Raw genomic sequence first — 13108 nt, forward strand, 5'->3', positions numbered from 1 at the left:
GGCCGGCGCACGGGCGCGGGCTCCAGGACGCCCTCGGAGACGATCGAGTCGCCCGCCGGGTAGGTCACCGTTCGCTTGCTCATCGACCACTCCAACGTGCACGCAGGTTCTCGCCGAGGAGGTTGAAGGCGAGGACGGTGACCAGCAGCGCCACGCTGGGCCAGACGACGAGCATCGGCGTGGCCGAGAGGCTCAGCTGTCCGGTGGCGACCATGTTGCCCCAGCTCGGAGCGGGGTCGGGGATGCCGAGACCGAGGAAGCTCAGCGCGCCCTCGATGATGATCACGATGCCCATGCCGAGCATGCCGAAGGTGATCAGCTGCGGGGCGATGTTGGGCGCGAGGTGCTTGAACAGCATCCGCCGGGCCGGCGTCCCCGCCAGCTGGGCGGCGGCCATGAACGGCATCTCCCGCAGCCGCAGCACCGCCGAGCGGGCCACCCGGGCGAACGCCGGGATGCTGAAGAAGGCCAGCGCGAAGATCGTGTTGGTCATGCTGGGGCCGAGGGCCTGCGCCACCGCGAGGGTGAGCACCAGCGACGGGAAGGCGATGAGCACGTCGAGGACCCGCATGATGACGGTGTCGACGACGCCCCCGACGTAGCCGGACAGCGCGCCCAGCGTCCCGCCGATGGCCAGGCCGAGCAGGTTGACCGCCACGGCGATCCAGATCGAGGACTGACCGCCGTTGAGCAGCCGCGACAGGATGTCGTTGCCGTTGGGGTCGGTGCCCAGGATGTGGCCCGGCGAGAACGCCGGCTGGTTGCTCTCCAGGATGTTGCCGCCGACCGGGCTGGGCAGCGACAGCAGGGTCGGGCCCAGGAAGCAGGCGATCACCACGAAGGCGATCAGCCCGGCCGGGATCCAGGTGCCCAGGGTGCTGCGCCAGCGGCGGCCGCGGGCGCCGACCTTGGTCTCGGCCTCGTCGATCTCCGGGGCGATGGCGATCGACGGAGCCGGCTCAACGACTGCCATAGCGGATCCTCGGGTCCAGGAGGGCGTAGAGCAGGTCCACCACCAGGTTGGCGACCACCGCGACCAGCGCGAAGATCACGACCGCGGCCTGCACGACGACGAAGTCACGGGTGTTGATGGCCTGCAGGAGCATCTGGCCGATGCCCGGCAGCGCGAAGATCTGCTCGATGATCACGGTGCCGCCGATGAGCGCGCCCAGGTTCAGGCCGACGACGGTGATCAGGCCGAACGACGAGTTCCGGAAGGCGTGCTTGATGAGCACCGACCAGGAGCCGACGCCCTTGGCGCGGGCCGTGGTGACGTACTCCTCCTGCTGCATCTGGTCGACCAGGTCACCGCGGAGGAACCGGGTGTAGAAGCAGAACAGCGGGAGGCCGATCGCCGCCGACGGCAGGATCATCCCCTGCAGGTTGGCCCACAGCCCGTCCTCGAGCGGGACGTAGCCGATGGCCGGCAGCCAGCCGAGGGTGACCGCGAAGACCAGCACCAGGATCAGGGCCAGCACGTAGTTGGCCACCGAGAGGCCCAGGGTGCTGACGACCATGCTGATCCGGTCCATGACCCCGCCCGGCTTGTGCGCGGCGAGCAGGGCGACCGGGATGGCCAGGACCAGGGAGACGACGAAGGCCAGGAGCACGAGCTCGGCGGTGACCGGGAGCCGGTCGGAGAGGATGTCGCTGACCGGCTGGCGGCTGACGATCGAATTGCCCAGGTCGCCGGTGACGGCGCCCTGCAGCCACTCCAGGTAGCGGACGACGCCGGGCTCGTCGAGGCCGAGCTGCTGCTCGAGCAGCGCGACGTCCTCGGGGGTGGCCTCGGGGCCCAGCAGCTGCTGGGCGGCGTTGCCCGGGATCAGGCTCAGGACCCAGAACGTCAGGATCGTGACCCCGAGCATGATCGGGATGGCCATCAGCAGGCGCTTGACGACCAGCCGCAGGACCGGCGACCCGGTGACCCGGGTGAGGCGGGAGGCCCGCGGGCCCCGGCTCTGCGCCGGGACCCGCGGGGTGGTCGCGGTCGTGGTCACTGCTCCCGCCAGACCTCGTCCCAGATGACCCCGGTGTTGACCAGGAGCGGCGGGATCTTGGTGGTCAGGCCCGGGCCGTGGACACCCTGCGCGGCGATGTTGGCCGGGGCGAAGGCCAGGCCGAAGGGCGCGTAGAAGTTCTCCGCGATCCGCTCGGCGGCCTGGGTGTACAGGTCGGCCCGCTGTCCCTCGTCGAGGGTCGAGGCCCCCTGCGACAGCAGCTGGTCGAGCTCCGGGTCGTTGACGCCGCTGTACGGGACGCCGGAGTTGAAGCGGAAGCCGACACCGACACCGGCGGCGGGGTCCCAGGCGCCGGCGGTCTGCAGCATGGCCTGCCACTGGCCGCCGGTGAACTCCTGGATGACGCCGGAGAGCTGGTAGTCGTTGATCTCGACGTCGATGCCGGCCTCCTGCCACTGCGTCTGCAGGGCGGTGTTGATCTGGGTGGCGACGTAGTTGCTGATCGTCCCCAGCCGGACCGTCAGGCCGCCGAGCTCCTCGACGAGCTCCTTGGCGCGGTCGAGGTCGTACTCGGGGTAGTTGCCGACCTCGAGCGGGTAGAACTTGCCGCCCGGCGCGACGAAGGAGTCGGCCACCTCGTAGTTGCCGCCGAAGATGCCCTCGTTGATGGCGTCGAAGTCGGTCGCCCGGTAGATCGCCTCGCGGGCCCGCGGGTCGTCGAACGGCGCGGTCTTCGTGTTCAGCTGGACGACGTAGGGCGAGGTCGCCGGCTGGATCGTCACCTGCAGCTGCGGGTTGTTCTGCGCCTGCTCCACGAGCGGTGTGGTGTTCATGCCCTCGTAGGCCTGCGCCTGACCGGCCTGCAGCGCCTGGTACGCGGGCTGGTCACCACCGATCGACTGGAAGGTGAGCTTGTCCAGGTAGGGCAGGCCCTCCTTGAAGTAGTTCTCGTTGCGCTCGAGCTCGAGCACCGAGCTGAGCTGGTTCTCGACCACCGTGAACGGACCGGCGCCGACCGGGGTGATCTTGAAGGCGTCCTCGCCCATCTCCTGCAGCGCCGTCGGGGAGGCGATCCAGTTGACGTTGCTCACCGGGAACGAGGCCAGGATCGCCGGGTACGGCTGCGTGAACGTCAGCGTGAGCGTCAGGGGGTCGACGACCTGGATGCCGTTCTCGGCCAGCGGCCAGGTCGGCTTGCAGGTGCAGGGGTTCGACAGGTCGCGCTCCCAGTTGAAGCGGACCGCCTCGGCGTCCAGCGGCGTGCCGTCGCTGAACTGGATGCCCTCGCGCAGCTTGACGGTGAAGACCGTGCCGTCCTCGGAGAGCTCGTAGCTCTCCGCCTGGTTCGGCGTGACCTCGGCGTTGGCGCCGTCGTCGTCGGCCGTGAGCAGGAACAGGCCGCCGAAGATGGCCTGCTGCATCGCGATGTTGGACCCACCGGTGGTGTTGGTCGCCGGGTCGAGACCGGCCGGCCAGCTGCCCGCGAACGCGGCGTCCTCCAGGACGGTGAGCTCGCCCCCGGACTGCGGGTCGCCGACCGGGCCCCCGGGACCGGAGGCGTCGGTGCCTCCGCCGCCACCGCCGCACGCTGACAGCGCCAGCGCGGCGGTGGTGAGGAGGGACAGGACAGTCCGTTGCTTCATGTAGGTGCTCCCCTTGGGGCCTCGGTGACGGGGTGGACGGTGAGCGGAGCGGTACGCCGAGGACTGACTCGCGCGGGCGGACCGGTGGCTGGACGCCGTGATGGGGGTCACTGGCGGCCGGACCAGGTTCCGTGAGCGGCCTGCCCGGGAGCCCCGTCGCTTTCGTCCCGCGGAAGACAAGTTGGCTCCCCGGTGCGGACCGGACGGTCCGCCCGGCGGTGCCCGTCCCACCCGTCGCAGCGGGCACACGCACCGGCCGGCGGGCTCGATCGACACGCGCGGACGCGCGGACGGACAGTGGCCCGGGGGACGCTCCGTGCCCGTGCGATGGACGCTGCCCGCGCGGCAGGGGTGGAGGGTGGCGTGACGACTCCGAGGCCGCTGCGACCGGCCGGCGGGCGGGGCCGGCAGGGCCCGGAGCGGCTCCCCGGCGGCGGACAGGGCGCCACCGCGGCGGGCCGGGTCCTCGCCGTCCTGGCCGCGTTCGGGCCGGCGCACGCGACCCTGACCCTCAGCGAGATCAGCCGCCGGTCCGGGCTGTCGCTCACCACCACGCACTGCCTCGTCGGCGAGCTGCGGGCGTGGGGCGCCCTGGAACGGGGCGAGGACGGGCGCCACGGCATCGGGCTGCGGCTGCTGGAGCTCGGCGCGCTGGCGCCGCACGGGCTGCAGTTGCGGGAGCTGGCGGTGCCCTACGTCGACGACCTGCACCAGGCCACGCGGGCCAACGTCGTCCTCGGGGTCCGGGACGGCGCCGACGTCGTCTACGTGGAGGCGCTGCGGGCCCGCGGCGCGGTGCGGCTGATGAGCCGCATCGGCGGACGCTGGCCGCTGCACGCGACCGGCACCGGCCAGGTGCTGCTGGCCTTCGCGGGCCCGGAGGTGCAGGAGGAGGTGCTCGACGGCCCGCTGAGGGGGTTCACGCCGGACACCATCACCGACCCGGCGGTGCTGCGGCGCACGCTGGCCGATGTGCGCCGGACCGGGTACGCCGCCGCCGAGAACCAGCTGACCGCGAGGCGCCGGCGCTCGCGGTCGCCGTCCCGGTGCGCGGCCAGGGCGACGAGGTGGTGGCCTCGCTCGGGGTGACCGTCGCCGCCGGCACGACGCAGGCGGCGGCGCTGGTGCCGGTGCTCAACGCCACCGCGCGCGGCATCTCCCGCGCGCTGGGCGCCCCGTCGGCGCAGCCGCCGTCCCGCCCCCGGCGCTGAACGGCGCGGACCGCCCGGGGCTGCCCGCGGGCCGGCCCGGGGCTGACCGCGCGGGCCGGCTCCGGAGCCCGTGCGGCCCCGGAGCCGGGTCGCTCAGCGGGTGGGCGCCATGCCCAGCCAGCGCCAGGCGTTGTCCCAGGTGATCTGCCGCAGGACGTCCTCGGGCAGGTCCATCGACTTCAGCGTCCGGCCGGCGGGCTCCTCGCGCGGCATGGCCGGGAAGTCCGAGCCGACGAGCAGCCGGTCGGCGCCGAGCAGGTCGATCAGGTAGGTCAGCGCCCGCCGGTCGAAGACCAGCGAGTCGTAGAAGAAGCGCCGGGCGAGCTCCAGCGGCGAGGGGCCGTCGTCGGGCATGACCGCGCGCTCGGGGTTCTTCGGCTCCTCGTTCCACGAGCCGCCCCAGAAGTACTGGTGGCGCGGGATCATCAGCGGGTAGCCGCCGGCCGCGTGGCTGAAGGAGATCCGCAGGTCGGGGCACTTGGCGACGGTGCCGCCGGTGACCATGGAGGCGGCCGCGAACGCACCCTCGACGCCGACCACGTAGGTGCCCATGGCCGACATCGGCAGCCGCTCGGTGGGCGAGGGCATGGCGTGCACGAACACCGACAGGCCCAGTCGCTCGACCTCGGCGAAGAACGGCAGGAACTTCTCGTGGCCGATCGACGAGCCGAGGACGTTCGAGGCGATCTCGACGCCGGCGAGGCCCATCTCCTCGATCGCGGACAGCTCGGCGGTGGCGGCGTCCGGGTCCTGCATCGGCACCATGCCGAGGGCGATCAGCCGGGTCGGGTCGGTCTGGCACAGCGTCGCGCTGAACTCGTTGACGTGGCGGGCCAGCGCCAGGCCGTCGGCGAGCGGCAGGTCGTAGCGCAGCAGCGGCGGCATGGGGGTGAGCACCTCGACGTCGACGCCCGAGGCGTCCTGGGCCTCGAGGCGGCGCTCGGCGTCGAAGAAGACGTCCTTGGCCTTGAACTGCATCTGCCCGAACAGCAGGGTGCGAGCGGTCTCGCCGTCCACCGGCTCCATGCGGGGGAAGCACTCGGGGGCGTCGGCCGGGTAGTCGTACGGCAGCAGGTGGGCGTGGGTGTCGACGAGCATGCGGTCCTCCGGTCAGAGGTTCGGGTGGACGGAGACGTGGACGGCGGACTCGCCGGGCACCTCGCCGGCGAGGACCTCGATGGCGTGCGCGGTGTCGTCCAGGCCGAACGTGTGGGTGTGCAGCCGCTCCAGCGGGAAGCGGCGGGACTCGATGAGCGCGATCGCCTCGGCCATCGCCCTGGCGTCCACGCCGAAGGCGCCCTGGACGGTGAGGGCCCGGTTGATGATCAGGTCGGTGCGGACCGGGATCTCGCGGTCGCCCTTGATGCCGGCGAGGACGACCCGCCCGCCGTGCTTGGTGGACAGCAGCGCGTCGGTGACCGGGCCGGCGGCCATCGGGGTGAGCTCCAGGGCGACGTCGACCCCGCGGCCGTCGGTGAGGTCGCGGACGCGCTCGACGACGTCCTCGGCGGCGTCGCCGTCGACGACCAGCGCGTGGTCGGCGCCGAACTCGCGGGCCAGCGCCAGCTTGTGCGCGTCGGCCTCGAGACCGGTGACGACGACCGTCCCTGCCCCGGCGGCCTTGGCGGCGATGACCGCGGCGATGCCGCGCAGGCCGGAGCCGAGCACGAGCACGGTGTCGCCGAACTGGACCTGCCCGTAGTGCAGCGCCCACCGGACGCCGGCACCCATCGAGTTGTACATGGCCGCGACCTCGACCGGCAGGGTGTTGTCGATCTTGTGGACGACGGACCCGGGGGCCAAGTACACGTACTCGGCGAACCCGCCCCACAGGGACGGCGCGACGTCGACCGGGGTGACCCCGTGACCGCCCACCCGGTTGCGGCAGGCCTGGTAGTTGCCGGTCAGACAGTCGAAGCAGTTGCGGCACGGGATGACGACCTCCAGGGCGACCCGGTCCCCCGGCTGCACGCCCCAGCGCCGCGCCGCGTTCTCGCCGACCTCCTCGACGATGCCCATCGGTTCGTGGCCGGGCACGAACGCCGGGCTGTCCGGCCGCGCGTGGCCCTTGTAGAACTCCACGTCGCTGCCGCACAGGCCGTTGGCCTCGAGGCGGAGCAGGCCGTCGTCCGGACCGGTCTTCGGGCGGGGGAACTCCTGGATCTCGATCTTGCGCGGCCCCACCTGCACCGCGGCGCGCACCATCTCGGCCAATCCGTCCTCTTCTCTCTCCGGAGCTCAGGAGCGCCTCGACCGGGCCCCTCGCGCGCGCCTCGCGCGGCCGCTCCTGGGTGTGCTGCCGGTCACGGTAGGTGCGGGCCGTCGACGGTCACCACGCCCCTTCCGCCCGGCGGTCAACGGCCCCCCGCCAGGGGCCCGCGGCGAGCCTGCGAGGCGTGAGGGGACGGGTGGTCCTTCAGCAGTGCGGCCGGAGGAGCAGCCCGGCGTCGACGTCGGCGACGCCGCGGCAGCCGGTGAGGGCCAGGGCGCGGACGAGCTCCGCCCTCAGCAGCTCCAGCACCCGCTCGACGCCGGCCTGGCCGTCGGCCGCCAAGCCGTAGAGGTACGGGCGGCCGACGAGCACGGCACGGGCGCCGAGCGCGAGCGCCTTGAGGACGTCGGTGCCGCGCCGGACACCGCCGTCGAGCAGGACGTCGACCCGGCCGTCCACCGCCTCGGCGACGGCGGGCAGCGCCTCGATGCTGGCCGGGACCCCGTCGAGCTGGCGGCCGCCGTGGTTGGACACGACCAGGCCGTCGACGCCCGCGTCGAGGAAGCGCGCGCACTCGTCCGCGCGCAGGACCCCCTTGACGACCAGCGGCCCGCTCCACCGGTCGCGGACGAACGCGAGGTCGTCCCAGGTGACCGGCCGGGGCGAGGCCAGGACCTGCCGCTGCGTCGTCCACGCCGACAGCCGGCCGTGCCGCCGGGTGGGCAGGTTGCCGCGGAGGAAGTCCACCGCCCACGCCGGGCGCGCGGCGCCGTGCAGCAGCATCCGCGGCCGCGGGCGGACCGGCAGCGAGAAGCCGTTGCGGCGGTCGCGCTCGCGGCCGCCGAAGACCGGGGTGTCCACGGTCAGGACCAGCACGCGGTAGCCGGCGGCGGCCACCCGGTCCAGCGACGCGCGGGCCTCGTCCCGCGTCGCGGGCAGGTAGAGCTGGTACCAGAGCTCTCCCCCACCCCTCAGCCCTCCCCCACCGGCCCGGGCCACCTCCTCGAGCGGGTAGCCGGTGACCGTGCTCTGCACGTAGACCGTGTCGTGCGCGCGGGCGGCCGCCGCGACCGCCAGCTCCGCCCGCCGGTGCGCGATCCGCCCGCCGCCGGTGGGCGCGAGCAGGACCGGCACCGACACGCGCCGGCCGAGCACCGCGACGGAGGGGTCGACGGAGGCGACATCGACCATGGTGCGGGGGCTGAGCCGGATCTCGCGGAAGGCCGCCTCGGTGCGGGCCAGCGTCAGCTCGTCGTCCGCCCCGCCGTCGACCATGTCGAAGACCGGCCGGGGCAGCCGCCAGCGGGCCAGCTCCCGCATCTCGGCGAGGTTGACCACCGACTGCACCCGCACGGGCGGACCTCCGGAGGGACGGGGCCGCGGCCGTGCGCCCCCGGGACGGCGAGGCCGGCCACGGCGTGGGCGGGACCGGACGGAGCACGGTAGTGGGCTCCGGACCGGCCGCGGTGCCGGGGTGGCAGGGTGGCCGCCGTGGAGTTCGCCGACGTCGTCCGCCGGCGCCGGATGGTGCGCGACTACGACCCCGACCGGCCGGTGCCGCCCGAGGTGCGCGAGCGGCTGCTCGAGCACGCCATCCGCGCCCCGTCGGCCGGCTTCAGCCAGGGCTGGGCGTTCCTGGTGCTGGAGGACGCCGCCGACCGCGAGCGGTTCTGGGCCGCGACCACCTCCCCCGGCGCCCCCGACGCCTGGCTGACCCGGATGCGCCGGGCGCCGCTGCTGGTCGTGCCGCTGTCGTGCAAGGCCGCGTACCTCGACCGCTACGCCGAGCCGGACAAGGGCTGGACCGACCGCGACGAGGCGCGGTGGCCGGTCCCCTACTGGGACGTCGACACCGGCATGGCGGCGCTGCTGGTGCTGCTGACCGCCGTCGACGAGGGGCTGGGCGCCTGCTTCTTCGGCGTCCCGGCCGAGCGGGTGGACGCCTTCCGCGCGGCCTTCGGCGTCCCCGCCGAGTACCGCCCGGTGGGGTGCGTCTCGGTGGGCTACCCGGGCGCGGAGGACCGCCGGTCGCCGTCCCTGCGCCGCGGCCGGCGGGGCGTGGCGGAGGTCGTGCACCGCGGCCGGTGGTGACCGACGGGCCGCGGATCGCGCCGTCTCAGCCCAGCGTGGCCAGCCAGTTCATGAGCAGCTGGGCGCCCGCGTCGCCGCTCTTCTCGGGGTGGAACTGGGTCGCCGACAGCGGGCCGTTCTCCACGCCGGCGACGAACCGGTCCCCGTGCTCGGCCCAGGTGACCAGCGGCGGGGCCAGCCGGGACGGCGCCCCCTCCGAACCCAGGGGGAAGTTGCGCACGCCGTAGGAGTGCACGAAGTAGAAGCGCTGGTCCTCGAGCCCGTCGAACAGCACGCTGGCCTGCGGCACCTGCACGGTGTTCCAGCCCATGTGCGGCAGGACCGGGGCCTCGAGGGGCTCGACGACGCCGGGCCACTCCCCGCAGCCCTCGGCGTCCTGGCCGTGCTCCACGCCGCGCTCGAACAGGACCTGCATGCCGACGCAGACCCCGAGCACCGGCCGCCCGCCGGCCAGCCGGCGGCCGATCACGCGCGGGCCGTCGACGGCGCGCAGCCCCGCCATGCACGCGGCGAAGGCGCCCACACCGGGGACGACCAGGCCGTCGGCGTCCAGGGCCGCCCGCGGGTCACCGGTCACCATGACGTCGGCGCCGACGCGGGCCAGCGCCCGCTCCGCCGAGCGGAGGTTGCCCGACCCGTAGTCGAGCACGACGACCTTCTTCATGGCTCCCACGCTAGTTCTCAGCCAGGACGCGCCCGGCGGTTGTTCCGGGAGCTGGCTCACACCATCCGCAGGACGCCCGACGCCGTGGCCAGCACGGCCGCGACCAGCAGGACGACGGCGAAGAACACCTGCGGCCCGGTCCGGCCCTCGGTGTCGGAGTCGGCCTTCCAGATGCTCCAGGCCCCGCCGAGCAGGAAGCCGCCCACCACGAGCAGCAGGACGGCGAACGTCATGCGAGGAACCGGAGCGGGGCCCTGCGAGGCAGCGGAGCGCGTGTCATGGAGCTACAGGGCGCCCTTGGTGGAGGGGACGTCGGTGACCCGCGGGTCGAGGGCGACCGCCGCGCGCAGCGCCCGCGCCAGGGCCTTGAACTGCCCCTCGACGATGTGGTGGGCGTCGCGGCCGGCGTGGAGCACTCGCACGTGCAGGCTGATCCGCGCGTTGAACGCGAAGGACTCCAGCACGTGCTTGGTCAGGCTGGTCGGGTAGTCCGGCCCGATCATCGGCGTCATGTTCTCGGGCTCGGAGTGCACGAAGTAGGGCCGGCCGGAGAGGTCGACCGCGGCCTGCGCGAGCACCTCGTCCATGGGGATCGTGGCGTCCCCGTAGCGGGTGATGCCCTTCTTGTCCCCCAGCGCCTGGGCGAACGCCTGACCCAGCGCGATCGCGACGTCCTCCACCGTGTGGTGGGCGTCGATGTGCAGGTCGCCGTCGGCCCGCACGGTGAGGTCGATGCCGCTGTGCTTGGACAGCGCGGTGAGCATGTGGTCGTAGAACCCGACCCCGGTGCTGATGGAGCTCGCCCCGGTGCCGTCGAGATCGAGCTCGACGACCAGCTTGGTCTCGCTGGTCTCGCGCTCGACGCGTGCAGTCCTGCTCATGACCCTCAGTCTCCCAGGCGGTGGTCGGCGGCCACCTCACCCAGCGCGGTGAGGAAGGCGTCGGTCTCTTCCGGCGTCCCGGCGGTGACCCGCAGCCAGCCGGGCAGCCCGACGTCGCGCACGAGCACGTCGCGGTCGAGCAGCGCCTGCCAGGCGGCGGGGGCGTCGGCGAAGCGGCCGAAGAGGACGAAGTTGGCGTCGCTGGGCACGCTGGTCAGCCCCATCCCGGGCAGCGCGGCGACAATCCGGTCCCGCTCGGCCTTGACCGCGTCGACGGTGGCCAGCAGGGCGTCGGTGTGCGCCAGCGCGGTCCGCGCCGCGGCCTGGGTCAGCGAGCTCAGGTGGTAGGGCAGCCGGACCAGCTGCAGCGCGTCGACGACGGCGGGGTCGGCGGCCAGGTAGCCCAGGCGCAGGCCGGCCATGCCGAAGGCCTTGCTCATCGTGCGGCTGACGATCAGCCGCGGCCGGCCCGGCAGCAGGGTGAGCGCCGACGGCGTGCCGGTGCGGGCGAACTCGGCGTAGGCCTCGTCGACGACGAGCACGCCGGACGTCGCGTCGTGGAGCGCCTCGACGGTCGACAGCTCCACCGCGGTGCCGGTCGGGTTGTTCGGGCTGGTCACGAAGACCACGTCGGGGGCGACCTCGCGCACCTGCGCCGCGGCGGCCTCCGGGTCGATGGTGAAGTCCGGCCGCCGCCGTCCGTCGACCCACGTGGTGCCGGTGCCGGCGGAGATGATCGGGTGCATCGAGTAGGACGGCGTGAAGCCCAGCGCCGTCCGGTCCGCGCCGCCGAAGGCCTGCAGGACCTGCTGCAGGATCTCGTTGCTGCCGTTGGCCGCCCACACCTGCGTCGCGTCGAGCGCCTGGCCGCCGGTGCGGGTCAGGTAGGCGGCGAGGTCGCGGCGCAGGTCGAGGGCGTCGCGGTCCGGGTAGCGGTTGAGCTCGACCGCGGCGTGCCCGAGGGCCTCGCCGAGGTCGGCCAGCAGCTCGGGCGGCAGCGGGTGCGGGTTCTCGTTGGTGTTGAGCCGGTACTTGGCCGGCAGCTGGGGGGCGCCGTAGGGCGTGCGGCCCCGCAGCTCCGGCCGCAGCGGGAGCTCGTCGAGTCGCGCCATCAGCGCTGCCGGACCCGGACGGCGGCGGCGTGCGCGGGCAGGTCCTCGGCACCGGCGAGGGCGTCGATGTGCCCGGCCACCTCGGCGAGGGCCTGCTCGTCGTACTCGACCACGTGGATGCCGCGCAGGAACGACTGCACCGACAGGCCGCTGGAGTGCCGCGCGCAGCCGCCGGTGGGCAGCACGTGGTTGGAGCCGGCGCAGTAGTCGCCGAGCGACACCGGCGACCAGGGGCCGACGAAGACCGCTCCGGCGTTGCGCACCCGCAGCGCCACCTCCCGGGCGTCCCGGGTCTGGATCTCCAGGTGCTCGGCGGCGTAGGCGTCGACCACCCGCAGGCCCGCCTCGACGTCGTCCACCAGGACGATGCCGGACTGGCTGCCGTCCAGTGCCGTGGTGATCCGGTCGGAGTGCTTGGTGGCGGCCACCTGCCCGGGGACCAGGCCGAGGACGGCGTCGGCCAGCTCCTCGCTGGTCGTCACCAGCACCGCACCGGCCAGCGGGTCGTGCTCGGCCTGGCTGATGAGGTCGGCGGCCACGTGTGCGGGGTCGGCGGTGTCGTCGGCGAGGATCGCGACCTCGGTGGGACCGGCCTCGGAGTCGATGCCGATGAGCCCGCGCAGCAGCCGCTTGGCCGCCGTCACGTACACGTTGCCGGGGCCGGTGACCATGTCGACCGGCTCGCAGGAGCCCGCGCCGTAGCCGAAGACCGCGATCGCCTGGGCGCCGCCGACGGCGTGGACCTCGGTGACGCCGAGCAGCGCGCACGCGGCGAGGACGCCGGGGTCGGGCAGGCCGCCGTGGTCGCGCTGCGGCGGGGAGGCGACCGCGATCGACTCCACGCCGGCGATCTGCGCGGGGACGACGTTCATGACCACGCTGGACAGCAGCGGCGCGAGGCCGCCGGGCACGTAGAGACCGACGCGGCGCACCGGCACCCAGCGCTCGGTCACCGTGCCGCCGCGGACCACCTGGGTCGTGACGTCGGTGCGCCGCTGGTCGGCGTGCACCTTCCGAACCCGGGTGATCGCCTCCTCGAGCGCGGCCCGGACGGCGGGGTCGATCTCGGCGAGCGCCCGCTCGATCGCGGCGGCCGGGACGGCGAAGTCCTCGAGGTCGACGCCGTCGAGGCGGGCGGTGATCTCGCGGACCGCCCGGGCGCCGCGGATGCGGACGTCCTCGCACAGCGGCCGGACCGTCGCCAGTACCGAGTCGATGTCGGTCGCGGCGCGCGGGAGCAGGCCGGAGAGCTCACGCACCCCCGGGAGTGCGGACCCACGCAGGTCGATGCGGGCGAGCACGGCGGACCTCCGGGCGGTTCCGAGGCGGGGAC

The 13108-nt window shown here is 73.9% G+C and carries 14 protein-coding genes; 3 read left to right on the forward strand and 11 right to left on the reverse strand.

Annotated features, from left to right (window positions below; translation table 11 throughout):
* Positions 1-79: 79 nt before the first annotated feature.
* From ACI782_RS21855 to ACI782_RS21865, 3 genes are read right to left on the reverse strand one after another with little or no spacing between them, the layout of a single operon-like run.
* The gene (locus ACI782_RS21855; RefSeq protein ID WP_456912203.1) at positions 80-973 is read right to left on the reverse strand and encodes an ABC transporter permease; all 894 of its coding nucleotides are present in this window, start codon (positions 971-973) and stop codon (positions 80-82) included.
* Positions 960-2000, reverse strand: a complete 1041-nt coding sequence (locus tag ACI782_RS21860) for an ABC transporter permease (RefSeq protein ID WP_456912204.1) — start codon at positions 1998-2000, stop codon at positions 960-962. The genes ACI782_RS21855 and ACI782_RS21860 overlap by 14 nt, the downstream gene beginning before the upstream one ends.
* Positions 1997-3604 carry an ABC transporter substrate-binding protein gene (locus ACI782_RS21865; protein WP_456912205.1) on the reverse strand — a complete coding sequence of 536 codons (1608 nt, stop codon included), beginning with the start codon at positions 3602-3604 and terminating at the stop codon, positions 1997-1999. The genes ACI782_RS21860 and ACI782_RS21865 overlap by 4 nt, the downstream gene beginning before the upstream one ends.
* 363 nt (positions 3605-3967) lie before the next feature.
* On the opposite strand from ACI782_RS21865, the gene ACI782_RS21870 reads away from it, so the two are divergent.
* Positions 3968-4693: an IclR family transcriptional regulator gene (locus ACI782_RS21870; RefSeq protein WP_456912206.1), complete on the forward strand. Its 726-nt coding sequence runs from the start codon at positions 3968-3970 to the stop codon at positions 4691-4693.
* A complete protein-coding gene (locus ACI782_RS21875; protein WP_456912207.1) occupies positions 4690-4815 on the forward strand; it encodes a hypothetical protein in 126 nt (41 codons plus the stop codon). Before ACI782_RS21870 ends, ACI782_RS21875 begins: the two co-directional genes overlap by 4 nt.
* A 93-nt stretch (positions 4816-4908) precedes the next feature.
* On the opposite strand, the gene ACI782_RS21880 is transcribed toward ACI782_RS21875, so the two are convergent.
* From ACI782_RS21880 to ACI782_RS21890, 3 genes are all read right to left on the reverse strand, one after another.
* Positions 4909-5913, reverse strand: a complete 1005-nt coding sequence (locus ACI782_RS21880; protein ID WP_456912208.1) for an amidohydrolase family protein — start codon at positions 5911-5913, stop codon at positions 4909-4911.
* 12 nt (positions 5914-5925) lie between these two features.
* The gene (locus ACI782_RS21885) at positions 5926-7020 is read right to left on the reverse strand and encodes a zinc-dependent alcohol dehydrogenase (RefSeq protein WP_456912246.1); all 1095 of its coding nucleotides are present in this window, start codon (positions 7018-7020) and stop codon (positions 5926-5928) included.
* Positions 7021-7231: 211 nt separating this feature from the next.
* Complete coding sequence (locus ACI782_RS21890) at positions 7232-8380, reverse strand: alpha-hydroxy acid oxidase (RefSeq protein WP_456912209.1); 1149 nt, start codon at positions 8378-8380, stop codon at positions 7232-7234.
* 129 nt (positions 8381-8509) lie between these two features.
* On the opposite strand from ACI782_RS21890, the gene ACI782_RS21895 reads away from it, so the two are divergent.
* On the forward strand, positions 8510-9118 hold the full coding sequence (locus ACI782_RS21895) for a nitroreductase family protein (protein WP_456912210.1): 609 nt from the start codon (positions 8510-8512) through the stop codon (positions 9116-9118).
* A 25-nt stretch (positions 9119-9143) separates the two neighbouring features.
* Here ACI782_RS21895 and hisH read toward each other — a convergent pair whose 3' ends face one another.
* The 5 genes from hisH to hisD are packed head-to-tail and all read right to left on the reverse strand — an operon-like array spanning position 9144 to position 13076.
* Entirely contained in the window at positions 9144-9782 is a 639-nt protein-coding gene (gene hisH / locus ACI782_RS21900; RefSeq protein WP_456912211.1) for an imidazole glycerol phosphate synthase subunit HisH, read from the reverse strand.
* Positions 9783-9838: 56 nt separating this feature from the next.
* Positions 9839-10015, reverse strand: a complete 177-nt coding sequence (locus ACI782_RS21905) for a hypothetical protein (protein ID WP_456912212.1) — start codon at positions 10013-10015, stop codon at positions 9839-9841.
* Between the two features lie 51 nt (positions 10016-10066).
* The gene (gene hisB, locus ACI782_RS21910; RefSeq protein ID WP_456912213.1) at positions 10067-10663 is read right to left on the reverse strand and encodes an imidazoleglycerol-phosphate dehydratase HisB; all 597 of its coding nucleotides are present in this window, start codon (positions 10661-10663) and stop codon (positions 10067-10069) included.
* A gap of 5 nt (positions 10664-10668) precedes the next feature.
* Entirely contained in the window at positions 10669-11775 is a 1107-nt protein-coding gene (locus ACI782_RS21915; RefSeq protein WP_456912214.1) for a histidinol-phosphate transaminase, read from the reverse strand.
* The gene (gene hisD / locus ACI782_RS21920; protein WP_456912215.1) at positions 11775-13076 is read right to left on the reverse strand and encodes a histidinol dehydrogenase; all 1302 of its coding nucleotides are present in this window, start codon (positions 13074-13076) and stop codon (positions 11775-11777) included. The genes ACI782_RS21915 and hisD overlap by 1 nt, the downstream gene beginning before the upstream one ends.
* Positions 13077-13108: the final 32 nt, after the last annotated feature.

The sequence above is a fragment of the Geodermatophilus sp. SYSU D00703 genome (genome assembly GCF_054050155.1).

Excerpts from the sequence above, each read along its gene's own strand:
- ACI782_RS21915 (WP_456912214.1), bottom strand. The coding sequence starts at position 11,775 with ATGGCGCGACTCGACGAGCTCCCGCTGCGGCCGGAGCTGCGGGGCCGC.
- hisH (WP_456912211.1), bottom strand. The coding sequence starts at position 9,782 with ATGAAGAAGGTCGTCGTGCTCGACTACGGGTCGGGCAACCTCCGCTCG.
- ACI782_RS21855 (WP_456912203.1), bottom strand. The coding sequence starts at position 973 with ATGGCAGTCGTTGAGCCGGCTCCGTCGATCGCCATCGCCCCGGAGATC.
- ACI782_RS21880 (WP_456912208.1), bottom strand. The coding sequence starts at position 5,913 with ATGCTCGTCGACACCCACGCCCACCTGCTGCCGTACGACTACCCGGCC.
- ACI782_RS21865 (WP_456912205.1), bottom strand. The coding sequence starts at position 3,604 with ATGAAGCAACGGACTGTCCTGTCCCTCCTCACCACCGCCGCGCTGGCG.
- ACI782_RS21905 (WP_456912212.1), bottom strand. The coding sequence starts at position 10,015 with ATGACGTTCGCCGTCCTGCTGCTCGTGGTGGGCGGCTTCCTGCTCGGC.
- ACI782_RS21885 (WP_456912246.1), bottom strand. The coding sequence starts at position 7,020 with ATGGTGCGCGCCGCGGTGCAGGTGGGGCCGCGCAAGATCGAGATCCAG.
- hisB (WP_456912213.1), bottom strand. The coding sequence starts at position 10,663 with ATGAGCAGGACTGCACGCGTCGAGCGCGAGACCAGCGAGACCAAGCTG.